This is a genomic window from Herbinix luporum (assembly GCF_900070325.1).
Lineage (GTDB): Bacteria > Bacillota > Clostridia > Lachnospirales > Lachnospiraceae > Mobilitalea > Mobilitalea luporum.
Genome location: NZ_LN879430.1, coordinates 535,848 through 559,887 on the forward strand (window position 1 = coordinate 535,848; position 24,040 = coordinate 559,887).

Consider the following 24,040-nt stretch of genomic DNA (forward strand, 5'->3'; position numbering starts at 1 on the left):
CTAATAACCTTCCATCAGTGTAAGCTCATAGGTATCCTTATCCTGAATGTTAATCAAGTCAATGCCTATATTAACATTCTCCCCACCCTTAGTTATGCACCACCATTCCTGTTTTTGCTCATTTGCCCTTCGTCCGTTAACTTCAGTAATGTAAAAACCGTAGGAACTTTCTGAGCCTTTAATTAACTCTTTTTCTTCAAGTGCCTGACGAAGGGTAAGAGCATCTGTGGATATGGCAAATTCTTGGGGCTCTTCATCAGGAATTATGACCTTTATGGTGATTTCTTTATGCCCCGGTGAGGCAGGATTAGATCTGCTAGTATATAAATAAAGTAAAAGAATTGTAAGAACAAACAGACCTAATGTTGCTAAAAGTACCTTAATCCAATATTTTGCTTCTCTCATTTCAAACTCCTTTCTTATGGAAGGCTGTAAAAGTATAGCTTCAAATAAATGAAAGCATACAAAAAAGCCCTCCCACTAATAGGAAAGGACAATAAAGAAAGGATCTTTATTGTACCTTTGTCCATGACTCGTGGAACTACTGGTACAGGTTTTAAGCAGGTATTCTGACTTATGGATCATAACCTTTTCTCCAACCTTCCCAGATGATTTAAACATCCAGTGGCATATGTAAGTAAACCTTACTAGGAGCAGGCTCCCCATTCACAGCGGCGAGACCGTACAGGTTTTACACCTGTTTCCCTATTATTCCCTTAAGGGGACACTTAAAACCCTAAAACAAGTCGATTTATTATGTTTTTTATAATAATCTTCCTTCATAAGGATTTACTAGGAAATTAGATAGATCTTTGATTATCCCTTATGAAAAACACTATATATAGTTATAAAATCCAATAAACCGACCACATATACGAGATAAAGTATATTATAAGTTAATGGACTTGTCAATAAAAAGATGGAACTATTCTGTAATAAAATGTAAAAAAGTAATATTGGAAAATTTAATTTGCTATGGTATAATAATCAAAATAGCAAAGATACACTACATATCTATATCTCAACTTAGTTAAGAAACTTATTGCAATAATAAAAAAAGGAGAAGAGCTAATGAATATTACACAAAAACCATTTGGCAAAACCAAAACCGGAGAAGAAGCTACATTGTATACCATTACTAATAGTAATGGAATGAAGGTATCTTTTACAGACTTTGGAGCTAATATTGTAAGTATAATTGTACCGGATAAGAAGGGGAATTTTGCAGATATAGCTTTGGGGTTTGATAATCTTGAGGGGTATGAAAGTAATGGGCCCGGTTTTGGTTCCCTAATAGGAAGATGTGCTAACCGTATCTCAGGGGCTAAGTTTGAACTTAATGGTAAGATTTATGAATTGGAAAAAAACGAAGGAGAAAATAATCTTCATGGGGGAAAACCTGCATACAATATGGTAATGTACGAAACGGAAATATTTGAAGATGAGGATATGATTAGTATAGAGTTTTCAAGGTTAAGTCCTGATATGGAGCAGGGATTTCCCGGTAATTTTGATTATACAGTTACCTATAGTCTGACAGAGGCTAATGAATTGGTTATTGAATATCATGGGGTATCTGACAAAGATACAGTTGTAAATCTTACTAACCATTCATATTTTAACCTTTCCGGTCATAATAGCGGTGATATATTAAATCATAAGGTATGGATTAATGCCAACCAATTTACCCCTACTAGGGATGATTTAATTCCCACAGGAGAATATCTTGATGTAGAAGGAACACCTATGGATTTTAGAAGCCTAAAAAGTATTGGACAGGATATAGACAGTGATTTTGGTCCCCTAAAGCAAGCCGGAGGCTATGATCATAACTATGTTTTAAATATAAATGGTGATGAGGTGGAAAAGGTGGCCAAATTAGTAGAGGAATCTTCCGGCAGGGTTATGGAGGTATATACTAATAAGCCAGGATTACAATTCTATACCAGCAATATGCTGTCTCCTGTAAAGAATGGAAAGGATGGGGCAAGCTACCAAAAGAGAGCGGGAGTATGCTTTGAGACACAGTATTTTCCCAATGCCTGCAATATAGAAACATTCCCCAGCAGCGTATTAAAAGCAGGAGAAGAATACGAATTTGTAACAATCTATAAATTCCTTTGTGAATAATAAATTCGGCTCTTTTGATATATAAATCAAGAGAGCCGTTTGAATTTTATATTATTGGATATAAGCCTATTTTGTCCCGTAAATACGATCTCCTGCATCCCCAAGACCGGGAAGAATATAGCCTAAGTCATTTAATCTTTCATCCAAATTGCCAATAAATATATTAACATCGGGATGGGCATTTTGTAATCGTTCAACTCCTTCAGGAGCAGCGATTAAACATAAGAAATGAATTTTAGATATTCCCCGCTTCTTTAAAAGATCAATAGCTGCAACTGCCGATCCACCTGTTGCTAGCATTGGATCTACAACAAATATTTCTCTTTTAGCAGCGTCGGAGGGGAGCTTACAGAAATATTCAACTGGTTCAAGGGTTTCTTCATTTCTATATAAACCTATATGACCTACTTTTGCGTTAGGAATTAAGTTAAGAATTCCGTCAGCCATATGAAGTCCGGCTCGAAGAATTGGGGCAATACATAGTTTTTTTCCTTCGATTTCCTTTACTACGGTTTTAGTAAGGGGAGTTTCAATCTCTACATCTTTAAGGGGAAGATTTCTAGTTGCTTCATAACAGATTAGCATAGCCACTTCGGATACTAAATCTCTAAATTCTTTTGTAGATGTATCTTTTCGTCTCATAATGCCGATTTTATGTTGGATTAGTGGATGATCCATAATTACTACGGCTGCCATATTTATACCTCCTGATTATTAAAAATTCGGAACATAGATTTGCAGATAAAATTCCTAAACTCGATTATAACAAAAAATAAGATGGTATAAAAGGATTAATTTAATATAAATAAAAAGAAATTAATTTATGAGCACAGCAAATGGAAAAATAAGTGCATATATAACATTATCAGTAACTATATACAATTTTATGCAAATTTATTTAATTATACTTGGATTATTGTAGGTATTGGAAAAGATATATTTAGAACTTTAAAGAAAATATATTTGGATGATTTTATAAAAGAGGAGAAGCCCGGTAGAGGGGGAGGGTAGCTGCCGGGCTTTATTTATGAAAAAAATTGTCTTGTAAGCTTAGTAAAGAATAAATCAAAATTTTTATAACTTATTTATGTATTATTATAAGAAATAATTATGATTTTAGTATGGATAGATTGTGAACAATTTGTTAATAATAAATAAGCATATTATGTCGATGCATACGTGATTTTGCATAATAGCTTCGAATTATCAGAAATAAATAGTATATGGTAAGCTATTGTTAATATGTTATATTTAGTGTATATATAAAAATAAGATATTATACCTTACTTACAAAGGAGAGAAAAATATGTTTAAAAACCTTGTGGAGCTACAAAAAAAGTTTTATCAAAGTGGAAAAACCCGTAGCTATAAGTTTCGAATGAAGGCATTAAGCAGGTTAAAAGAAGCCATTATAGCTAATGAAGCCTCATTATATAAGGCTTTGGAGCAGGATTTAAATAAATCAAAAGCAGAAGCCTATCTATGTGAAATAGGAATTGTTCTGGATGAAATACGTTATCACCAAAAGCAGCTACATGGTTGGATGAAAAAGCAGATTGTTAAGCCTTCTATAGGTCAAATGCCGGGTACTTGTTACCGTTTGCCTGAACCTTACGGAGTAACTTTAATTATGGCTCCTTGGAATTATCCTGTAAATCTTTGTTTTCTACCTCTTATTGGTGCTATCTCAGGGGGAAATACGGCTATACTAAAACCCTCTTCATATGCACCGGCAACAGCTAAAGTGATTAAAAAAATAATAAAAGAGGCCTTCCCACCATATTATATTTCTGTAATTTTAGGAGGCCGTAGGGAGAATACCTTGCTCTTAAAAGAGAAGTTTGATTATATCTTTTTTACCGGAAGTCCCCAAGTAGGTAAGGTGGTTATGGAGGCAGCAGCTAAGAATTTAACTGCCCTAACCTTGGAACTAGGGGGTAAGAGCCCGGTTATAGTAGATCAAACAGCTAATATTAGTTTGGCTGCCAAGCGTATTGCATTTGGTAAGGTAATTAATGCCGGTCAAACCTGTGTTGCCCCGGACTATCTGCTGATTCACAAAGAAGTTAAGGATAAGTTTATAGCAGAATATAAAAATGCCTTAGAGAAATTCTTTCCTAACAATAATATGTCCCAGATGGTTAAGATAATATCTGATAAGCATTATAACAGGCTTAAAGGATTACTGACAGAGGGACGTATTGTACTGGGAGGAAGATATGATGATGAAAAGGGTCATATAGAACCGACTTTGATTGATCAAGTTAGCCTGACATCAACTATAATGAGTGAGGAAATATTTGGACCTATCCTACCTATAATTACCTATGAAAAGTTGGAAGAATGTATTGAAATTATTCGTTCATTTCATAAGCCTTTAGCACTTTATATATTTTCAGAGAATAATAAGAATATTAATAGGGTTTTGAAAACCTGTTCCTTTGGAGGAGGATGTATTAATGATACAATACTACATCTGGCCAATCCCAGGCTACCCTTTGGTGGGGTAGGGTATTCAGGTATGGGCAGTTATCACGGTAAGAAAAGTTTTGATACCTTTACCCATTATAGAAGTATTTTTAGACAAAGTACTAAATTTGATATTCCTCTTCGTTATATGCCTTATTCAGACTTAAAATTAAAATTATTAAAAAAGGTACTTAGGTAAATAAGGAGTCTTTGCCTGTTATTATCATTTTAAAATTTTTAATGATAATGCAGGCTTTTTATTTATTTATGAAAAAAATGACAAATATTTTGATTATATATATATAGCTATTTTAAGAAGATTGTCATATAATACTATAAAATAATGTAGGATATTGTTGTCGGAATTGGTATAATGCTATTATAAGGAACTTGTTACATCAATTGCAGAGTTTTATTTCGTGTCCTATGTGAATAATAGTATTAACAGACATTTGATTTTATATTAAATAAGACTTATTAATATTTAATAAGGATAGGTGATTAAGATGGCTAATGTATTTAGAAAACTGATTAGAAAGGAATTAGGTGATATAAATTATCATCGTTATAGCTGCTATTTAAGAAAGAATATTAGCAATAATACAGATAATAAAGTTCCCGATAATCAGGTTATATTTAATGATATGTATGAAAAATTGAAAAATAGAGACTTTAAATCTATATACAAAATGCATAATAGGCTCAATGATACAATGTTATTGGCCTTTCGTATTAGTAAGAATTTTTTCTTTGCTTTTTTATTTTATCTTTTAGCAACGGTATATCTTTTACTTCGTTCCATGAGTCCTGAACTGACGGCAATATCAATAATCTTAATTAATATTTGCTTTGTATATAAAATTTATGAATTTATTTCAAATAAGTTTTGCTATATTGATGCTCAACTTATTCTCTTGTATAAAGCGGTCTTGGATCGAATTATATTAAATGAACAAAAAAGCATGAGAGAGAAGTAAATAAAGTAACCTATCGGATTTAATTAATCCGGTAGGGTTTTTAATTTGCTACCGCATATTTAGCTTTACATACCAATATATTATAGTAAAACAACATAGATTGGTGAAGTATGGACAATAAAAATGAAAATAATCCGGTATCAGACATTACCCTATTTGTTAAAATTGGCATTGTGGTACTAACGGTTATGGCAGTTGTTGGTCTAGGAGTAAAGTTTTTGCCTAATGCTATTACAGTATCAAATATCGGCAGGAAAAGGGATTTGCCCATATATAGTGTGGAAACAGATGAGAATAAACTTGCTTTAACTTTTGATACCGCTTGGGGCTTTGAAGATACTGAGAAAATACTAGAAATTTTAGAAAAACATGATGTAAAAGCCACCTTCTTTATGACCGGTGAGTGGATAGGAAAAAACCCTGAAGCTGTGAAGAAAATAGCGGCAGCTGGTCATGATCTTGGTAATCATAGTGAAAACCACAAGCAAATGACTAGATTATCTGAGGAGCAGTGCAAGGATGAGATTATGAAAGTTCATAAACGGATAAAAAAGCTGACAGGTGTTGATATGGATTTATTCCGTCCCCCTTATGGGGAATACAATAATATGCTGGTGCAAGCTGCAAGAGACTGTGGATATTATACCATACAATGGAATGTGGATTCTAAGGATTGGAAAGATTATGGTCCTGATAGCATAGTAAAAAAATGTGTTGAAAATAAGAATCTGGGCAAAGGTTCAATTATCCTTTTACATAACGGTGCTAAGTATACACCGGAGGCTTTGGAGGGAGTTATCTTAGGTCTTAAGGAAAAAGGCTATGAATTAGTACCTATATCTCAGCTAATTTATAAAGGAGAATATAGGATAGATCAAACCGGAAGGCAATATAAGAAATAGATTTTATATAGATAGAAGTGGAAAGAATGAGGCTTGTATCTGAAAGATATGAGCCTTTTTAGGTGCTAGGTATACAAAGCAATATTTTGCATATAAAAATTGTTCTGCCAGTTCATGTTATATATGGAAATGCAGAAGATAAGCAAGATTATAAGTAGAAACCCTTAATATTTTGAATGTTTACTAATGAAAAAAAAGATAAGATAAAGGTGTCTTATTATAATTGCTGCAGCTACTGCAAGATTATTGTTATGGAAGGTGTAAAATGATTTACGGAATTGGGGTTGATATGGTGGATATAAGTGAATTTGAAAATCTAGTAAAAAAACTGGGAAAATGTTTTATAGAAGCTACCTTTACAAAAAAAGAGGTGGAGCTTTCTGTGCAGCATCCGGAGCCTATCAGATTTTTAGCAGAAAGGTTCGCAGTGAAAGAAGCAGTATTTAAGGCAATAGCTCATCATACCAAAGCTAAGACTTTTGATTTTCGTATTGTAGAGACCTTAGATGATGAAGCAAGAAAGCCCTATGTAAGTATTAATGATAGTTTTAAGCTGATTGTTGAGGAGGCAGGAATTTGCAGTATAATGGTTTCTTTGGCCAAAGAAAAAGATTATACTATAGCATTTGTAATAGCTCAAGGAGCTTAAACTGATTAGGGAACTGTTGATAATCTTCCTAAGGTGGCAGCTTTTGTGCAACAGAGCTTTTTTTAATAAAGCAGCCTAAAAGGAGGAAAAAATTATGAGTAAGATAAAACGTTCCATATCCATGTATAGCCTCCAGGATCAGTATGCAAGAGGAAAAATGAACTTAGAAGATATCTTCCAATATCTTAATGAGTTAAATGCAGGTATGGAGTTAATAAGTGATCAAATGATTAAAGGTGCTCCGGAACCGTCAGGAGAGGTTTTGGCAGAATGGGACCGTTTGGTAAGTATATACAAGCCTACTTTAGTTTGTAACGATGTATTTATTAATACATGTTTATATAAAAACCGTACACTGACTTTGAAGGAATCAACTGACTTACTAATAAAAGAAATTAAATTAACTAGACGACTTGGCTTTCCTATGTTACGACTGGTATCTAAGACACCGGCGGGTATTATAGAACCGGCATTACCTTATGCCATTGAAAATAATGTAATTCTTACTTTGGAGATACATGCCGGTATGAGTTTTGATAATCCTTTGACTCAGGAATATATAAATGTTATGAAAAAACTGAATTCTCCCTATGTTGGATTAACAGTTGATGCCGGAATTTTCTGCAAGAGACATCCTAGGGTTTCTAGTAATTATTTTAGAGAGCTAGGTGCAAATGAGGAAGTAATTCAGTATATAGATCAAATTTTTGCAAGGGGCACTGACCCAAGAAGGTATTTTGCTAAGTATGCTGCTGAGGGAAATGATCCACGGACGTTTGAAATATAAGGCGATGAAGATAATAGAGGGTAAATGGGTAATTAAAGGATACACTTGTAAAGTAATTTTCAAGCCAAATATTCGCCAGCAAAGAAATTGAATGGATATTACTAACATATAAAAAATAATAATGACCAATTCTTTTGACCGTGATCGCTTCACACCTGCATCATTTCAAGATAATTAATCTAGTTCGAACAGGACTTTTACATGATATCGGGAAAGCAAAGATTAAAGATAGTCTATTAAATAAGGCTGAAGTATTAACTTTTGAAGAGATGGAAATGATGAAATCTCATTCGGTCATAAGTTACAAAATATTAAATAGTATAAACGATTTGGATGCTGAGTTAAAACAGGGTATTTTATTTCACCATGAAAGAATGGATGGATCCGGTTATCCATTGGGACTAAAGGGAGATAAAATCAATTTGATTAGTAAGATAATTGCAATAGCAGATATATTTGATGCCAGCACAGCTAGAAAGCCATACAGCAAAAAGAAAACACCTTTACAGGCTTTAGAGGAAATAAAATCAAGCAGCTTTAATAGTTTAGATACGTTTATATGTCAGGTCTTTGCAAATAATATGCTAAAATTTTATAATGGTAGGGCTGTTAAGTTAAGTAACGAACAAGTTGCTTGCATGGTTCATATTAATCCAATAGAAATAGGGAAACCATTAGTTCGTTGCGGTGATGAGTATTATGATTTGTCAGTTGAAGAAGATATAGAAATCATAGAGGTTCTATAAGAAAAGATGGGTTTGCATTATTCATCCACTTAGATGAATGATGTACCTATTTTTTTTATATATCATCATATAATTTAATAAAGATCTTCTTATAATTACTGGATTATCCAATAAAGGCTATTAATTGACATATATAACAATTTTCGCTATAATTAACTGATAACATACATGATTTTACAAATACATTTAACATATTTATCTTTGTAAGTAGTGAGTATTTATATTATACTAATATTGATTATAAACTTGTTATTTGTTTAGGTTACAAGGTGGTTTTAGTAACTATAGTATGGAGGAGTTATTATGAAGAGGTACTTAAAAAGATGTTTAACAATTATAACTATTTTACTGGTGATAATATTTGCAACCTCCTGTGGAAATGGGGCAAAAATATCAACTGGTTTAATATTAGAAAATAATTTTATCGGCCGAAGGGTAATGGATGTTTCGATATCCAAATCGGACTTTAATAGGTATATGCAAGGTCCAAATCATATACTTGAAAATTTTATTAATGAAAAATGTCCTCCTGAACTTACTTGGGAGTTACATGAGACTGAGGCTGATTATGTAGCAAGATTTACTCTAGAATTTGATACTAAGGAAACATACATAAGGAAAGTTACAAATTTACTTGGAACTAGTCCGGTTGTTGATATGGTACAGGCGGATTCCTTTTTAGCTAAGGGTATAGCATATTCTGAGAATTTTACCAGTAAAGATTTATTGTCTTGGCTTAGTAATGCATTGGTAGAAGAAGGTTATATAGATCCCTCATATAAAGATGAAATATTTGAAAATGATACAACTATTTTATATTTTGGTGCAGATGAATACCCTACATCTGAGACAATTAATGTATCTGAAATAACCTATCTTCCATTTAATAGTATTGATATATTGACTATACCATATGTAGACGGAACATATGATAGAAAAGTAATTTTTAACATTCCAAAAAGCACAATGGAAGAAAAAAGAAATGAAATCAAAGCATTTATGGAAGATAGTATACCTTCCGGTGCCTTATCATTATGGGAGACCAACCCAAAAAGTGGAGATATAGTATTTTCTATCAGCTTAGAAAATACTGATAAGGAAAATATTGATGCTGCTATGGAAAAAATATTTCATTCACAGGCTGCTGATTTTATAGACAAAAAAGCCAATAATGAAGGAAATATGCTGGAATTTAACCAGACAATGACCGAGACACTGGATCTTACTAAATATATATCCAGTAGGGATGGAACAGCTTCCTTGCGCTACTTTGTTGCCTCAGATGTATTATCTAAGGCTGCAATTTTACAAGATGACGGTAATACAAAAGATTTGAGTTTGTGGTTAGATGAAGATGCCTATGATGGCTATATAATGGCTTATTCTGGAGACGTATCTACTATCACACTGAACATGGAAATTACTTACTCATATTTTCCTAAAGAGATTAATATAGAAACTGTTGTAAAAGGTAATAATTATATTCAAAGAACTATTGAAATGCTATATGACAAGCAATTTGAAGAAAAGGAACTAACTGCACTAAAGGAGAGCATAAATAGTATAGCAGATCGCTATGCCCTAGTTGACTATAAAAAAACCTCATCAAATTACATTATAAAATTTAAACAGAAAGGAACCAAGGATGAAGTATCTACGGGATTTGGAAAGATATTTGCAGATGGTAATTCGGCTATAGAATATGATAAGGATAAGAAACGATTTGCACTACATACTATAACCGATTTTCAAGAAGAAATATCTTTTGGAAATTTCTTTGGAAGTGCTTCAAAAAATATTTTAGTTAATTATTCAGTGAAGCTTCCGGCAGGAGATAAAATAAGCAATGATACAATAAAAAATTATGCAGATGATGATACGGTGAAAATAGGGGAAGAGGAATTTAAATTATCATCATATGATAAGTACATCTTGTGTAAGATAAAAGCAGAAAGTTTTAACTGGGTAGCAATTCTTTGGTGGTTGTTAATTATTTTAATTGTTGCTGTTTGTTTGACAGCTGGGTATATGGGTTATGTTCTTCTTAAGGAAAAGCTTGGTGACACAGATATTTTAGCTAATAATAAAACTAATAAAGCTAATAAAATTGAAAAAAATATTGATATAGGTAATACAATTAGGTTTTGCACAAAATGCGGAGAACCTATAAAAAAAGATAATAATTTTTGTACTCAATGTGGTAATAAGATTAGGTAATATATTTATAGCCTCGATTAGGTTAATCCCTAATCGGGGTTTTTTATTGATCCTTACATTTCTATATAATTATTAATCTAATTTTTAAACAGTATTGAAATAATGATGTTAATGTAATAATATCATTATGTTGATGTTAACAAGGAGAAGATAAGATAACTATAAGAGTTTACAAAAAAAATCAGATACTTATTTTAAACAGAAAGAGGTTAATTATAATTATGTTCCAAGATGTAGAAAAAATATTATTTGACGAAGCTGTATTAGCAAAAAGAATAGGTGAATTAGGAGAAGAAATCTCAAAAGATTTTGCAAATGAGGAGGTAATGCTTGTAGGCATCTTAAAAGGTGCCAGTGTATTTATGTCAGATTTAATTAGAAAAATTAGCATACCTGCTTATATTGATTATATGGTAGTCTCAAGTTATGGAAATTCTGCTGAGACTAGTGGAGTGGTTCGTATAATAAAAGATTTAGAGGACAATATTGAAGGGAAAAATATTATTATCGTAGAAGATATTATAGATACCGGCTTAACTTTAGCATATTTAAAGAAGAATTTATTAAACCGTAATCCAAAATCACTAAAAATTTGTACCCTCTTAGACAAGCCCTCAAGAAGACAAAAGGAGATTGCCATAGATTATAAGGGGTTTGAAGTTCCCGATGAATTTATTATAGGATATGGTATTGATTATGCAGAAAAATATAGAAATCTTCCTTTTGTTGGAGTGCTAAAAAGGGAAGTGTATGAGAAATAGGAAAATAAAAATGCCCAGGAAGTCTAGTCTGTATGGACTAAATTCCTGGGATTTTTTTTGTCCAAATGGTTTGTTATTTATCTAATGGGAGTTGAATATAATGTAATTATCAAGCTTACTTTACATTCAACTATTGATTATAGATTTTTTATTATTAATATCAATTAGCCCTGTAGATATTTTTATAAGAAGGTGTCTCCTATATGAAAAAAGTAAAATTTATAATATATGGATTACGTAATCACAAACTAAAATTTATGCTTATATTTATTACTACATTCATTACCATATTAACTTTTAACATAAGTTCTTCATTTCAAAAATCAGTAATTGACACTAGATATGCTGATTTCCGTGATTTGACACTAAACAGTCAAATTTTTATAAGTACTGCCGATGGATAATATGGCTTTTTTGACCCTGGTATAATTGATGTAATAGATAAACAGGAAAATGTCCAGGCATCCCTAATCCGTTGTATTGGCTATATAAATTCTGATATAAGCAGGGAGTTATTGTGTTTACTTGGTATGGATATAGAAGAACAGAGACCTGTATATGATATTGAAGTTATAAGTGGGGATATTAATAATTTTAGAGAAAATGATATTATTGTTTCTGAGGATTTTGCCAAAAAACATGGACTTGGTATTGGCAGTAAATTTTATGTGTATTACGGTGATAAAAAAGAGTCTTTAAATGTTAAAGCAATTGGAGCAAAAGAAGGGTTTTTTGAAAACACTATTGGTGTTACCAAAAAAGATATCTTAAAGATTGGTGTTTTTGAAGGATTAACTATTAGCTTATATTCATCATTGTGTGGGATGATTTATCAAAGATTAATTTTATCCATAGTAACTGATATATTATCATTCTATGTTGGGAAAATAGATGTAGCAATAACTTATAAGAGTATTATAGCTATGTTTTTAATATCTAGTATGTTAATAATAAGTGTATTAATTGGTGTAATTAAAAAATATGTACTTAAGGTTAATCTGATTGAAAGAGTAATATCATATTGATAATCTGGGAGGATAAATAATTGTTAGTGGCACAGGATTTAAATAAAGTTTATAACAATAACATTAAGAACCATGTTATTAAAGATATTAATCTGACCGTTGAAAAAGGAGAATATATAGTTATAACAGGGAAATCAGGATCGGGAAAAACAACCTTACTATATTTATTAAGCGGTCTAGAGGTGCCTACATCAGGTAAAGTTCTATTTCATGATATTTCTTTAGGGGATCTAAAGGACAAAGAGATTAGTTACTTAAGAAGAAGTAAACTTGGGTTTATATTCCAATTTTATAACTTGGTTAAGAATCTAAATGTACGGGATAATATTTTCCTGCCAATTGAATATAGTAAAAAAATGAGGGATTAAAACATGAAAAAATATATGAATATATAGAAATGCTTGGATTAAAGGATAAGTTAAAATCTTATCCCTATCAATTATCCGGGGGACAGCAACAGAGGGTAGCTATAGCAAGGGCACTGGCTATTGACCCTGAGTCAGTTTTTTTGTTTTTTTAGAAAATGCCGTTAAATATTGACGCAAACAAGTAAAATGTGGTATCATCATCTGCAATAATAGAAACTATATTTTATATTAGTAAAAGTGCTGCTAATATTAATTTATGAAAAGTAAATTAGGAGATGAGTATTATGAAAAAAATTATATTAATAGGAGTACTTATTGTTAGTATGATAGCACTTACTGCATGTGAACAATCCACAGAAGATTGGCCTACAGCAGATGAGATGTTAAATAATTTACAGAAAGCAGGATATGTAATAACTGAAGGTGATAAAGTTCAAGTAGGTGCTGTAAAGCATAAAGGTTATGTGATTATAGCAGAAAAGGATTCTGAATTTGTTGCAGGTTTTTGGGGGGAAGATTATAGTTCGGCTAAAGAAGTTTTTAATTATTGGGATAGATACCAAACTAAATTTAAAATATTAGTAGATAATACGGTTTATTGTGGAACAAAAGAAGCTATAAAGCATGCCGGTATTGATTTAAAGTAAATTTTAATTTTTTGTATTATTATAAGAGTATGTTATAATCAAACTAATAGTTTATATTTTGATTATTATTTTAAGTGGTTTTATTTTACTCAAATTTACATAATAGATTGGAAGGATAAAATGAAATTATTAGTTACACGGCATGGTGAGACGGAATGGAACAGAAAAAACATGATATTAGGTAGGACGGATATAACTTTAAATGAAACCGGTATTATGCAAGCAAAAAAATTGAGAGATAATATACCATATCCTATTAAGTATGTTATTGCTTCTCCCTTACAAAGAGCTGCTATGACTGCAAATATAGTATGTGAGAATTTGAATGTTGAAATAAAATATGATGATAGACTTATGGAAATGGATTTTGGCACTTTTGAGGGCCGTGACAGAACTTGTGAAGTGTACCAGATGGAAAAGAGAAATTTCTTCACTCGGTATCCCCAGGGAGAGTCATATTTTCAAGTGGCCCAGAGGGTTTATAATTGCTTGGATGAAATTATAGAGAAATATTCTGACGGGAATGTTCTTATTATAACTCATAACGGTATTTGTAGAGTAATTCGTACATACTTTGATAATATTAGTAATGAAGAATTTGCACAGTATAGTTTGAAGAACTGTGAACTTGAAGTGTATCATATATAAGTTATGATTTGAAAAATAGATATGGTTTTAAAAGATGTTGCAAATAAGTATTGCAACATTTTTTTTAAGCCTAAATAAATGTAAAACTATGGAGTTAAAGTATTAATATGTATAAATTTATGATATAATGTAGATGTTAGCAATGTTTTGCCAGGAGGGGTGAGCGTATGTTTTTTGATGTATTAGCCCGTAAAGAAGAAAATGAACTTGGTGAAGTGAAAAGTCAAAGCTTAACAGAGCATTTACTATCAGTAGGAAAGATAGCCAGTCAGATAGGAGATTTAATTGGTATTAAACACCTAATGATGCATGTGGGGTTATTACATGACATGGGTAAAGCTGATAGAAATTTTCAGACATATCTTAACGGAAGTAGTAATAAAAAAGTGGACCATTCATCAGCCGGAGCAAAACTGTGGATACATATATTATCTGATACTAAAGAATATGAAGAATATTATAATACTGTTAAATTTCAATATTATAAAGAGATAATCCTTTATCTTATTCAATCTCACCATGGACTTTTTGATGTGATAGACACAATTAATATAAAGAATAAATCTTTTGAAAGACTGAAATATGATTCAAAAGTTACATATCATTTTAATGATGATGTTCTAAATTATTATAATTATTTCAATAACTATTTGATTCAGAATGAAAACTATAGTATGGATGAATTGATATGGAGAGGATTTGAAGAATTCAATGTAATCTTTAATAAGTTAAAGCAAATGGCTAAATCAAATCCATTGGCAGAATCAAAAAAAGTATATTTACATGAATTTAATTATTACATATCTTGTTTTGTACGCTTATGCTTATCAATTCTTAAGGAGGCAGATATATACGATTCAGCCAATGTTTTTGAGGCAGAAAAGCAGAAAGTATGGAATCAAGAAGAACTTCAAAGTATTTGGAATGAAGCTTATTCTAAGATTGAGATGATTTATAGGGATTATGAAAATGTTGATAAGCCATCGGAATTAAATTATACAAGAACAGAAATGTCAAAAGTTGCAAAACAATTTGCATCCAATTATAAAGAAGGGATATTTCAATTAGAAATGCCTACAGGAGCAGGAAAGACAAAAACATCACTCAGATATGCCCTTACTAATGCCAAGAATTATAATAGAAAGAGAATCTTTTATATAACAGCATTTTTATCAGTGTTAGAACAAAATGCCAATGAAATAAAAAACATTATATCTAATGATACTATTGTATTGGAGCACCATAGTAATATACTTTTAGAAGAGCGAAAGGATGATGAGCAATTTAAGTATGACGTAGAACACCGTATGTTAAGCTATCTGAAGGAAAGCTGGGAAGCGCCTATAATATTAACTACCATGGTTCAATTTTGCAATACTCTATTTAAAGGACAAGCAAGTCAAATCAGAAGGTTTTGTAAATTAATTGACTCTGTAATTATTATTGATGAAGTACAGAGTTTGCCATTAAAGGCAATTTATAATTTTAATTTAATGATGAACTTTATGAAAAATATAATGCATTGTAATATTGTACATTGTACGGCAACACAACCAATCTTAAACAGTAAAGCATTAAAATATCCGGTATATTATGGAGATTTAAACAATAATAATTTTAAAATTATTGAAAAAAAATTAATTAAGAGGACATGTTTTGACAGGGTAGTATATTATAATTTAACTGGTAGTGATGCTAGGAAGAAGATGTCGACTTATGATATTATACAACATGTAGAAAAAACTCTTAGGGATTTTGATAGTTGTCTCATTGTGTTAAATACTAAAAAAGCAGTCAGAACTTTATATGATGAATTTTCTAATCAAATGACAAATGAAAAAATAGTATATCTTACGACTAATCTATGTGCAGCACATCGACTTGAAATAATTGATGAAGTAAAGCAGATCTTAATTAAAAATCGCAATGGAAATTCAAAGACAAAATTAATATGTATAAGTACACAACTAATTGAAGCAGGTGTTGATTTAGATTTTGATTGTGTTTATAGATCAATGGCCGGTATAGATAGCCTTGTTCAATGTGCCGGACGTTGTAACAGAGAAGGTAAACTAACTAAGGACGGCCAATATATACAAGGAAAAATTTATATTATTAATTATGATATGGAAAATCTGGCGAATTTACAGGATATTAGGCAAACAGTTACTGCCTCAGAGGAAGCAATTCGTAGCATTAGCATAGCAAATGATGAAGAGCAAATATCTCTAGATGAGATAAAGTCATATTATTTTAACAAATATTATATAGAAAATGAGAAGAAAATGAGTTATTGCCAAAGAAAAGATGGCGATAACATGATTGAACAACTAAGCATTAATAAAAGTATGAGAATAGCATATGAACAATATCATTACACTAAATATCCATTTAGATTAGCACAGGCATTCCGGGAAGCAGCTGATAATTTTGAATTAATTAAGCATGATACTGTGGGAGTGATTGTTTATTATAAAAATGAAGATTTAATTGAACAATTACTAATTGCAATAGAAAAGAGGGATAGTTATGAGATATCTAAGTTACTAAAAAAACTTCAGAGAACCACAGTAAATGTTTATTTTAATGAGAAGCTACAAGGGTATGTTCAGAATATAATTAAGGACAAAGTCAAAGATGGGCAGATATGGTTATTGGACAAGCACTATTATGATGAAAAATTAGGTATTGTAACTGAAGGCTTAGCAGATTTTATTGTTTAAGGAGGGAACTCTTATGAGTGAAAAGTTTCGTTCATCTCCATTTTATTATCGATTATTTGGAGATTATGCTCTTTTTACAGATCCGGTAACAAAGGGAGGAGGTGAAAAATTTACTTATCAGATACCGACTTATCAAGCCTTAAAAGGTATTACAGAACAGATTTACTGGAAACCTACTATACAATATTATGTAGATGCAGTAAAGGTATTACAACCTATTCAAACTGAAACTAAGGGAGTTGTAGCTTTTTTAAAAAACGGTAAAAAAGATTTAAACTACTATACCTATCTAAAGAATGTTGACTACTTAGTTAAGGTACATTTTGAATGGAATGAATTAAGGCATGAACTTGCATATGACAGAAATGAAAAAAAGCATGAGCAAATATTTTTAAGATCACTAGAAAGAGGAGGAAGAAGAGATATCTTTCTTGGAGCCAGAGAGTGTTTCGGTTATGTTGAAAAAATAAATGAAAACGAATTTATAAATGCAATAACTCCTTTTGAGGGGAAGCAAATATCTTTTGGAATAATGTTTCACTCTTTTGTATATCCTGATGAAGCTTATAATGAGGACACAGCTAATAATTTGACATCCAATTTTACTAATATTGCTATGAATAACGGAATAATTAACTTTATACGACCAGAAGAATGTGAGATACAGCAACAACTTAGAAATTATTCCATAAAAATGTTTGATTCAGATTCAATGAAAGATGTAGGTGAAGAGTGGGAGGAGGTGATGAATCAGTGAGTGGCTTAAAGGTGTTGTATGACACTTATAATATTGCTCTTGATGCAAATTTAGTTGATAGGTCGGAGAATATAGAAGAGGAAACAATATTACTTCCACTATATCATTCCAATAAGAAATCAGATGGAAAAGACATAATCCAAATAACTTTGTCAACAAAGGGAGAATTTATTAAGGCTGATTGGGTGCCAAAAGATAAATATATTATATTTCCGGTTACTGAACGTTCAATTGCAAGATCAAATGGATATGCTCCCCATCCTTTATGTGATGAATTGTCCTATCTAACTAAAGAAATTAATTCTGAAAAACATAAGTTATATATAAAGGAAATAAAATCATGGAAAGATTATATGGTTCAGGGGAATATTAACATTACATTTGAAGCAATATATAATTATATAATAAAAGAAACCATTTTAGATGATGTAATAAAAGAAATATTTGGAGTGAACGATTATAGTATTGATGATAAGAATGTAGTTCATTACATGGATGAAAATCAAAAAGTAAAGGAATGGAAACCTGAAAAAATATTTATAACTTTTCTCATAGAACATCGTGATGCCTTTCATAAGAATCTGTCTGTAACTACCGATAGGCAATTACATAATAATTATATATCATATGTAAGAAGTTTAAACATGGATAATGACAAAAAGTATTGTAACATTTCTAAAGAATTTACATATTGTGTGAAATCACACCGTGGTATTATGGGCAATGCAAAATTAATATCAATAAGTAATAATAAAGAAACATATTACGGTAGGTTTAGTACCGGTGATGAAGTTATTAGTATAGGGTATGAAACATCTCAAAAGATTCATCTGATGCTTAAATATTTTCTTGAAAATAAAAACAATTCAAGATGGATTGGAGAAAACAGCTATCTTATCAATTGGTTTTCTGATGATATATCAAATAGTAATGGATTACAGTTAACAGGTGGTATAACTACATACGATGACGAGGACTTAGACTTGGAAGAATATGAAGATGAGTCTATATCTTTAGGTGGAAACACATCAAAAAATCTTAATAATTATCTAACTGGTAGAGATAGGTTTATTCCTCCAGAGAGCAAATTCTATGTAATGATTATAGATAAGATAAGCAATGGAAGAGTTTCAATAAAATATTTTAGAGAGTTATATAGATCAGATTTATATAAACGTGTTGAGGCTTGGTACCATTCAACCAAATGGGGATTTTATAGTGCTAGACAAAAAGAAATTGTACAGCAAAGTCCATCTATTTATACTATAGCTGATTATATATTGGGTACTGAAACAGAAGAGAAAAATAGGACAACAGTTGTATGTAATAACAAGAAAATGCGGGTAAAAACAATTGAACGTCTGATTCCTTGTATTATTGATGGAAAAAAGATACCTTTGGATCTGGTTAATAGGATGTTCAATAACCTTTGCAAAAGGAGTTCTTATGGAAAGACATGGAGTTCCATTGTGCAAGTAGGTTGTTCATTATTAAAAAAATATAAGTTAGATTATAAATTGAAAGATGAGGTGAAGGAAATGTTAGAGGAGAACAATAAAGACAGAAGTTATTTATATGGTCGACTTCTTGCTATTTATGAGAAACTTGAGGCGGATACCTTGTATAGCGGTACTAATGAAGTTGGAAATCGTTCGACAAATGCAGAAAGACTGTGGACAGCATATACTAAGACGCCTGCCAGAACATTAATGATTCTGGAAGAAAAGATTAGACCATATAAGGAGCGTTTGCAAAAAGGTAAGCCTAGTAGCTACATTTATTATGAACGTCTAATTGGAAAAATTATTAATGACTTATCAGGGAACGAGAACTTTGACAATGAGAAAAACAATCCTCTAAATGAAGACTTTGTATTTGGATATTACGCTCAGAAGCAGGACTTATATAAGAAAAAATCTGAAGACAAGAAAGATGAAGTATTAGAGAATATGAAGGAGGTATATTAATGGGTAAGTTGGAAAACAAAATTGATTTTGTTATGTTTTTTACAGTTGATCATGCAAATCCGAATGGAGATCCGTTAAACGGAAATATGCCTAGAAATGATTATGACGGTTTTGGTGAGATTAGTGATGTATGTATTAAGAGAAAAATACGTAATCGCTTACAGGATGCTGGAGAAAAAATATTTGTTCAATCAAATGATCGAATTGAAGATGATTTAAAATCATTAGAAGCACGATTTAACAATGTTTTTAAGAAAGGCAAAGATGATGATGAAACCGTATTTACCCAATCATGCGAACTTTGGATTGACGTAAGAAGTTTTGGACAGGTTGTAACATTTCAAAATCGCTCGATAGGAATACGAGGACCTGTATCAATATCAATGGCAAAAAGTTTAAGTCCTGTAAATATAATTAGTATGCAGATTACAAGAAGTACCAATGGTATGATTAAAGCTGAGGGCGGAAAGTCATCTGATACCATGGGAACAAAACATTATGTAGATTTTGGAGTATATAAGATTAAAGGAAGCATTAATCCTTACTTTGCTGAAAAAACGGGTTTTACAATTGAAGATGCTGAAAAAATAAAAGAAGCATTACGTACATTATTTGTAAATGATGCTTCATCAGCAAGACCTGAAGGTAGTATGGAAGTAAAATCGATATATTGGTTTACACATCCCGGAAAGCTTGGGGTTGCTTCTAGTGCAAAAATACATAATCTTGTAAAAGACCAGCTTAAAGAAGGAGTTATAAAGCCTACGACCTATGATGACTATGTAATTAAGCTTAATGAAATTGAATTATCCAAATATAAAGAAAAAGGGTTGAAGGTGGAGGTTATTGAAGGAATATAAAGAAGATGATTACTTATTAATTTCTGGTATTCAACATTTTATCTTTTGTAAGCGCCAATGGGCTTTAATTCATGTTGAGCAGCAATGGGAAGAGAATTTTTTTACCATGGACGGTATATTGCTACATGAACGAGCAGATGATGGCAGCATAAAAGAAAGTAGAAAAGATTTAGTTACTATACATGCATTACCAGTTAAGTCAAAGTCATTATGTGTTACCGGAAAGTGCGATGTGGTGGAATTAAGATTGTCTTCAGAAGGTATATATTTACCGAAATATAATAATACATATAAAGTATATCCTGTAGAGTACAAAAGGGGAAAACCTAAAGAAGATGAAAGTGATATTCTTCAGCTTCTAGCCCAAGCAATATGTCTTGAAGAAATGTTGATGACTAAAATAGAAAAAGCCTATATGTTTTATTTTGAGATCAGAAGAAGACAAGAAGTGATTTTTACAGAGGCTATGAGAAAGAGACTATACGATATTGTAACGGAGATGCATTATTATATGGATAAAGGAATAACTCCTAAAGTAAGAACAGGAAAGAAATGCAGAACATGCTCTCTAAATAATATTTGTATGCCTGGTCTTAATGAAGAAAAGAATGTCACTTTATATATTCAGAGGAGGATAAATGAATGAGACAACTCCTAAATACTTTATATATTACAAGACCAAACGCGTATTTGTCATTAAATGGTGAAAACATTGTAATTAAAGAAGATAATCAAACAATAGGACGATATCCATTACATAATATAGAAAGCATCGTACTTTTCTCTAATCTAGGTATGAGTCCTCAACTTATGGGAAAATGTGTAGATAATCATATATCTATATGTTTTTTAACACCTAATGGGCGCTTTCGAGCAAGAGTGGTAGGTAGAAGTTATGGGAATGTTCTTCTCAGAAAAAAACAATATAAAGTTTCAATGGATGATGCTGAATGTGTAAAAATATCCATAAATTTTATACTAGGCAAGATTTATAACCAAAAGTGGTTGATTGAACGTTACATAAGAGAATATCCATTGCGCATACAAGGAGAATTGTTAAAAAATATATCATATCAGCTGACTGAATATATGAATTGTGTAAAAACATGTACTGAACTAGATTCCTTAAGGGGTTTTGAAGGTAAGGCTCAAGTTTGCTACTTTCAAGGCTTTAATGAATTAATATTAAATCAGAAAAAGGAATTTGTTTTTAATGGTAGAAATAAGAGACCGCCTCAAGATCCTGTAAATAGTCTGTTATCTTTTGCCTATACCTTACTTAGTAATGATATAGCTAGCGCCCTTGAAACGGTGGGACTTGATTCTTATGTTGGTTTCATGCATCAAGATAGGCCAGGTCGCATTTCACTAGCATTGGATTTAATTGAAGAATTACGTGCACCAATTGCTGATCGTTTTGTCCTTTCGCTAATCAATAGGCAGCAAGTTAAATTTGAAGACTTTATTATTAATGACAATGGGGCGGTGTTAATTAAAGATGAGGCGAGAAAGAAAATACTTAGTGAATGGCAGAAAAGGAAACAAGAGAAGTTAAAACATCCATTTTTAGATGAAAAAATACCTTGGGGATTGGTTCCTTATGCCCAATCTATGTTGTTAGCACGTTATTTACGAGGTGATTTAAATGAATATCCGCCTTTCTTTTGGAAATAGAGGTGAATATGTTGTATATACTTATTACATATGATATTAATACAACATCATTAAATGGCCAAGCAAGATTAAGAAAAGTTGCAAAAGTATGTATAAATTATGGTCAAAGGGTACAAAATTCAGTATTCGAATGTAAGGTTAATGAGGCTCAGTATCGCGAATTACAACATAAATTGCTAAAGATTATTGATAAAAATGTAGATAGTCTTCGATTTTATCGACTTGGCGAAAACTACGATAAAAAAGTAAAGCATATTGGTGCAAAGCAAACATATAAGGTAGATGACCCTATGATACTATAGTGCGAAGGTGAAGTGAACATAATTTTCTAAGAGGTTTCGCACTAGATATATAATAATTTTAAGCAAAAGTTATACTAGTTTGTCGAAAGATATTTTGAATATTAAAATGAAATAGAGTTATTTAGTTAGTTGTTATTAATTTAGCACAATATCTAGCTGTCGCACCCTTTACGGGTGCGTGGATTGAAATTAAATGCCCTCATAAAAGGCATGTTTCTATATCGTCGTCGCACCCTTTACGGGTGCGTGGATTGAAATCACAATTCAATCTTGCACTCGATACATATACCGTGTCGCACCCTTTACGGGTGCGTGGATTGAAATTAGGTCAAACCCATCTGTATCATTCCAATACCATTGTCGCACCCTTTACGGGTGCGTGGATTGAAATATCTAGTATTGGCTCACCTTGTTTGTCTCTTGCTACGTCGCACCCTTTACGGGTGCGTGGATTGAAATATGTGCTGAAGCAGCTTACCTATCTCTGTCTCATGTCGCACCCTTTACGGGTGCGTGGATTGAAATTAGATGAGATTGTTGCACTTTTACCCATTTGTATACCGTCGCACCCTTTACGGGTGCGTGGATTGAAATCAAAACATTTTATAATATAGTTTTATTGCAGGACAGTCGCACCCTTTACGGGTGCGTGGATTGAAATTGGCATTACGCAAACTATTAACAATGTTAAGGACACTGTCGCACCCTTTACGGGTGCGTGGATTGAAATTTCCATGCTATCCCTCCCAATCCATTCTCTGCCCGTCGCACCCTTTACGGGTGCGTGGATTGAAATTATGGTTAAATGAAATACCAAGAGTACTAAGCAAGGTCGCACCCTTTACGGGTGCGTGGATTGAAATCAAATATCAAAACAAGTGAAATCATTACATTTAATGTCGCACCCTTTACGGGTGCGTGGATTGAAATCCCAGTTTTTTCATAACGTTTTATTGCGTGTAATATGGTCGCACCCTTTACGGGTGCGTGGATTGAAATCAGATATCTTCATGGACTGAAACCGACCGCAAATTGTCGCACCCTTTACGGGTGCGTGGATTGAAATTAGGTCCGCAGATAACACACAGCAGTTTGATGTTAGTCGCACCCTTTACGGGTGCGTGGATTGAAATATACACTTGGGTTGGGTATTAAATATCAGGTTAAAGGTCGCACCCTTTACGGGTGCGTGGATTGAAATATACACTTGGGTTGGGTATTAAATATCAGGTTAAAGCGTCGCACCCTTTACGGGTGCGTGGATTGAAATAAGATATAAAAGAAAAAACCACTGTTAATGCAAGGTCGCACCCTTTACGGGTGCGTGGATTGAAATAAGCAAGTTATATAATATAGGTGAATACCGTTTTAATGTCGCACCCTTTACGGGTGCGTGGATTGAAATATTATTGCTTCTTTACCCACAGCACC

The 24,040-nt window shown here is 32.0% G+C and carries 23 protein-coding genes, 1 CRISPR repeat array and 1 riboswitch (1 of these 25 running past the window's edge); of the genes, 21 read left to right on the forward strand and 2 right to left on the reverse strand.

What is annotated here, in order from left to right:
* Nucleotides 1–405, reverse strand: coding sequence for a DUF4430 domain-containing protein (locus SD1D_RS02555; protein WP_058257469.1), 405 nt, complete (start codon nucleotides 403–405; stop codon nucleotides 1–3).
* Between the two features lie 137 nt (nucleotides 406–542).
* Nucleotides 543–747, reverse strand: a riboswitch (cobalamin riboswitch).
* Nucleotides 748–1,071: 324 nt separating this feature from the next.
* Between SD1D_RS02555 and SD1D_RS02560 the strand changes: the two genes are divergently transcribed.
* Nucleotides 1,072–2,130, forward strand: a complete 1,059-nt coding sequence (locus SD1D_RS02560) for an aldose epimerase family protein (protein ID WP_058257470.1) — start codon at nucleotides 1,072–1,074, stop codon at nucleotides 2,128–2,130.
* Nucleotides 2,131–2,196: 66 nt separating this feature from the next.
* Here SD1D_RS02560 and upp read toward each other — a convergent pair whose 3' ends face one another.
* Entirely contained in the window at nucleotides 2,197–2,826 is a 630-nt protein-coding gene (gene upp / locus SD1D_RS02565) for a uracil phosphoribosyltransferase (protein WP_058257471.1), read from the reverse strand.
* A 577-nt stretch (nucleotides 2,827–3,403) separates the two neighbouring features.
* On the opposite strand from upp, the gene SD1D_RS02570 reads away from it, so the two are divergent.
* From SD1D_RS02570 to cas2, 20 genes are all read left to right on the forward strand, one after another.
* Nucleotides 3,404–4,798, forward strand: coding sequence for an aldehyde dehydrogenase (locus SD1D_RS02570; RefSeq protein ID WP_330398652.1), 1,395 nt, complete (start codon nucleotides 3,404–3,406; stop codon nucleotides 4,796–4,798).
* Nucleotides 4,799–5,105: 307 nt separating this feature from the next.
* Complete coding sequence (locus tag SD1D_RS02575) at nucleotides 5,106–5,576, forward strand: hypothetical protein (protein WP_058257473.1); 471 nt, start codon at nucleotides 5,106–5,108, stop codon at nucleotides 5,574–5,576.
* Nucleotides 5,577–5,686: 110 nt separating this feature from the next.
* Nucleotides 5,687–6,478: a polysaccharide deacetylase family protein gene (locus SD1D_RS02580; RefSeq protein WP_058257474.1), complete on the forward strand. Its 792-nt coding sequence runs from the start codon at nucleotides 5,687–5,689 to the stop codon at nucleotides 6,476–6,478.
* A 265-nt stretch (nucleotides 6,479–6,743) separates the two neighbouring features.
* The gene (gene acpS, locus SD1D_RS02585; RefSeq protein WP_058257475.1) at nucleotides 6,744–7,127 is read left to right on the forward strand and encodes a holo-ACP synthase; all 384 of its coding nucleotides are present in this window, start codon (nucleotides 6,744–6,746) and stop codon (nucleotides 7,125–7,127) included.
* Between the two features lie 94 nt (nucleotides 7,128–7,221).
* Entirely contained in the window at nucleotides 7,222–7,914 is a 693-nt protein-coding gene (locus SD1D_RS02590) for an apurinic/apyrimidinic endonuclease family protein (protein ID WP_058257476.1), read from the forward strand.
* A 140-nt stretch (nucleotides 7,915–8,054) separates the two neighbouring features.
* Nucleotides 8,055–8,660, forward strand: a complete 606-nt coding sequence (locus tag SD1D_RS02595; RefSeq protein WP_242955263.1) for an HD-GYP domain-containing protein — start codon at nucleotides 8,055–8,057, stop codon at nucleotides 8,658–8,660.
* Between the two features lie 303 nt (nucleotides 8,661–8,963).
* Nucleotides 8,964–10,877 carry a zinc ribbon domain-containing protein gene (locus SD1D_RS02600; protein WP_058257478.1) on the forward strand — a complete coding sequence of 638 codons (1,914 nt, stop codon included), beginning with the start codon at nucleotides 8,964–8,966 and terminating at the stop codon, nucleotides 10,875–10,877.
* A 221-nt stretch (nucleotides 10,878–11,098) separates the two neighbouring features.
* Nucleotides 11,099–11,638: a hypoxanthine phosphoribosyltransferase gene (gene hpt, locus SD1D_RS02605; RefSeq protein ID WP_058257479.1), complete on the forward strand. Its 540-nt coding sequence runs from the start codon at nucleotides 11,099–11,101 to the stop codon at nucleotides 11,636–11,638.
* A 515-nt stretch (nucleotides 11,639–12,153) separates the two neighbouring features.
* A complete protein-coding gene (locus tag SD1D_RS02615) occupies nucleotides 12,154–12,663 on the forward strand; it encodes a hypothetical protein (protein WP_058257481.1) in 510 nt (169 codons plus the stop codon).
* 26 nt (nucleotides 12,664–12,689) lie between these two features.
* Complete coding sequence (locus tag SD1D_RS02620) at nucleotides 12,690–13,031, forward strand: ATP-binding cassette domain-containing protein (RefSeq protein ID WP_278319662.1); 342 nt, start codon at nucleotides 12,690–12,692, stop codon at nucleotides 13,029–13,031.
* Between the two features lie 11 nt (nucleotides 13,032–13,042).
* Entirely contained in the window at nucleotides 13,043–13,183 is a 141-nt protein-coding gene (locus SD1D_RS12800) for an ATP-binding cassette domain-containing protein (protein ID WP_408606746.1), read from the forward strand.
* A 132-nt stretch (nucleotides 13,184–13,315) separates the two neighbouring features.
* Nucleotides 13,316–13,678, forward strand: a complete 363-nt coding sequence (locus SD1D_RS02630; RefSeq protein ID WP_058257483.1) for a hypothetical protein — start codon at nucleotides 13,316–13,318, stop codon at nucleotides 13,676–13,678.
* Nucleotides 13,679–13,798: 120 nt separating this feature from the next.
* A complete protein-coding gene (locus SD1D_RS02635) occupies nucleotides 13,799–14,326 on the forward strand; it encodes a histidine phosphatase family protein (protein WP_058257484.1) in 528 nt (175 codons plus the stop codon).
* A 167-nt stretch (nucleotides 14,327–14,493) separates the two neighbouring features.
* Entirely contained in the window at nucleotides 14,494–17,049 is a 2,556-nt protein-coding gene (locus SD1D_RS02640) for a CRISPR-associated helicase/endonuclease Cas3 (RefSeq protein WP_058257485.1), read from the forward strand.
* 13 nt (nucleotides 17,050–17,062) lie between these two features.
* Nucleotides 17,063–17,806: a type I-C CRISPR-associated protein Cas5c gene (gene cas5c, locus SD1D_RS02645; protein ID WP_058257486.1), complete on the forward strand. Its 744-nt coding sequence runs from the start codon at nucleotides 17,063–17,065 to the stop codon at nucleotides 17,804–17,806.
* Complete coding sequence (gene cas8c, locus SD1D_RS02650) at nucleotides 17,803–19,773, forward strand: type I-C CRISPR-associated protein Cas8c/Csd1 (protein WP_058257487.1); 1,971 nt, start codon at nucleotides 17,803–17,805, stop codon at nucleotides 19,771–19,773. The genes cas5c and cas8c overlap by 4 nt, the downstream gene beginning before the upstream one ends.
* Nucleotides 19,773–20,633 carry a type I-C CRISPR-associated protein Cas7/Csd2 gene (cas7c, locus tag SD1D_RS02655; RefSeq protein ID WP_058257488.1) on the forward strand — a complete coding sequence of 287 codons (861 nt, stop codon included), beginning with the start codon at nucleotides 19,773–19,775 and terminating at the stop codon, nucleotides 20,631–20,633. The genes cas8c and cas7c overlap by 1 nt, the downstream gene beginning before the upstream one ends.
* Nucleotides 20,620–21,279, forward strand: coding sequence for a CRISPR-associated protein Cas4 (gene cas4, locus SD1D_RS02660; protein WP_058257489.1), 660 nt, complete (start codon nucleotides 20,620–20,622; stop codon nucleotides 21,277–21,279). The genes cas7c and cas4 overlap by 14 nt, the downstream gene beginning before the upstream one ends.
* Nucleotides 21,276–22,307: a type I-C CRISPR-associated endonuclease Cas1c gene (gene cas1c, locus SD1D_RS02665; RefSeq protein ID WP_058257490.1), complete on the forward strand. Its 1,032-nt coding sequence runs from the start codon at nucleotides 21,276–21,278 to the stop codon at nucleotides 22,305–22,307. The genes cas4 and cas1c overlap by 4 nt, the downstream gene beginning before the upstream one ends.
* An 8-nt stretch (nucleotides 22,308–22,315) precedes the next feature.
* Nucleotides 22,316–22,609 (forward strand): CRISPR-associated endonuclease Cas2, encoded by a 294-nt coding sequence (gene cas2, locus SD1D_RS02670; protein ID WP_330398631.1) that lies wholly within the window; start codon nucleotides 22,316–22,318, stop codon nucleotides 22,607–22,609.
* Between the two features lie 158 nt (nucleotides 22,610–22,767).
* Nucleotides 22,768–24,040: a CRISPR direct-repeat array (repeat unit 32 nt; unit sequence GTCGCACCCTTTACGGGTGCGTGGATTGAAAT); it runs 3,459 nt beyond the window's last position.

Bases quoted from the DNA above. Each gene is read 5' to 3' on its own strand.
- cas7c (WP_058257488.1), top strand. From the start codon at position 19,773: ATGGGTAAGTTGGAAAACAAAATTGATTTTGTTATGTTTTTTACAGTT.
- SD1D_RS02590 (WP_058257476.1), top strand. From the start codon at position 7,222: ATGAGTAAGATAAAACGTTCCATATCCATGTATAGCCTCCAGGATCAG.
- cas1c (WP_058257490.1), top strand. From the start codon at position 21,276: ATGAGACAACTCCTAAATACTTTATATATTACAAGACCAAACGCGTAT.
- SD1D_RS02600 (WP_058257478.1), top strand. From the start codon at position 8,964: ATGAAGAGGTACTTAAAAAGATGTTTAACAATTATAACTATTTTACTG.
- SD1D_RS02555 (WP_058257469.1), bottom strand. From the start codon at position 405: ATGAGAGAAGCAAAATATTGGATTAAGGTACTTTTAGCAACATTAGGT.
- SD1D_RS02640 (WP_058257485.1), top strand. From the start codon at position 14,494: ATGTTTTTTGATGTATTAGCCCGTAAAGAAGAAAATGAACTTGGTGAA.
- SD1D_RS02575 (WP_058257473.1), top strand. From the start codon at position 5,106: ATGGCTAATGTATTTAGAAAACTGATTAGAAAGGAATTAGGTGATATA.
- hpt (WP_058257479.1), top strand. From the start codon at position 11,099: ATGTTCCAAGATGTAGAAAAAATATTATTTGACGAAGCTGTATTAGCA.
- cas2 (WP_330398631.1), top strand. From the start codon at position 22,316: ATGTTGTATATACTTATTACATATGATATTAATACAACATCATTAAAT.
- SD1D_RS02635 (WP_058257484.1), top strand. From the start codon at position 13,799: ATGAAATTATTAGTTACACGGCATGGTGAGACGGAATGGAACAGAAAA.
- upp (WP_058257471.1), bottom strand. From the start codon at position 2,826: ATGGCAGCCGTAGTAATTATGGATCATCCACTAATCCAACATAAAATC.
- cas5c (WP_058257486.1), top strand. From the start codon at position 17,063: ATGAGTGAAAAGTTTCGTTCATCTCCATTTTATTATCGATTATTTGGA.
- acpS (WP_058257475.1), top strand. From the start codon at position 6,744: ATGATTTACGGAATTGGGGTTGATATGGTGGATATAAGTGAATTTGAA.
- SD1D_RS02580 (WP_058257474.1), top strand. From the start codon at position 5,687: ATGGACAATAAAAATGAAAATAATCCGGTATCAGACATTACCCTATTT.
- SD1D_RS02630 (WP_058257483.1), top strand. From the start codon at position 13,316: ATGAAAAAAATTATATTAATAGGAGTACTTATTGTTAGTATGATAGCA.
- SD1D_RS02560 (WP_058257470.1), top strand. From the start codon at position 1,072: ATGAATATTACACAAAAACCATTTGGCAAAACCAAAACCGGAGAAGAA.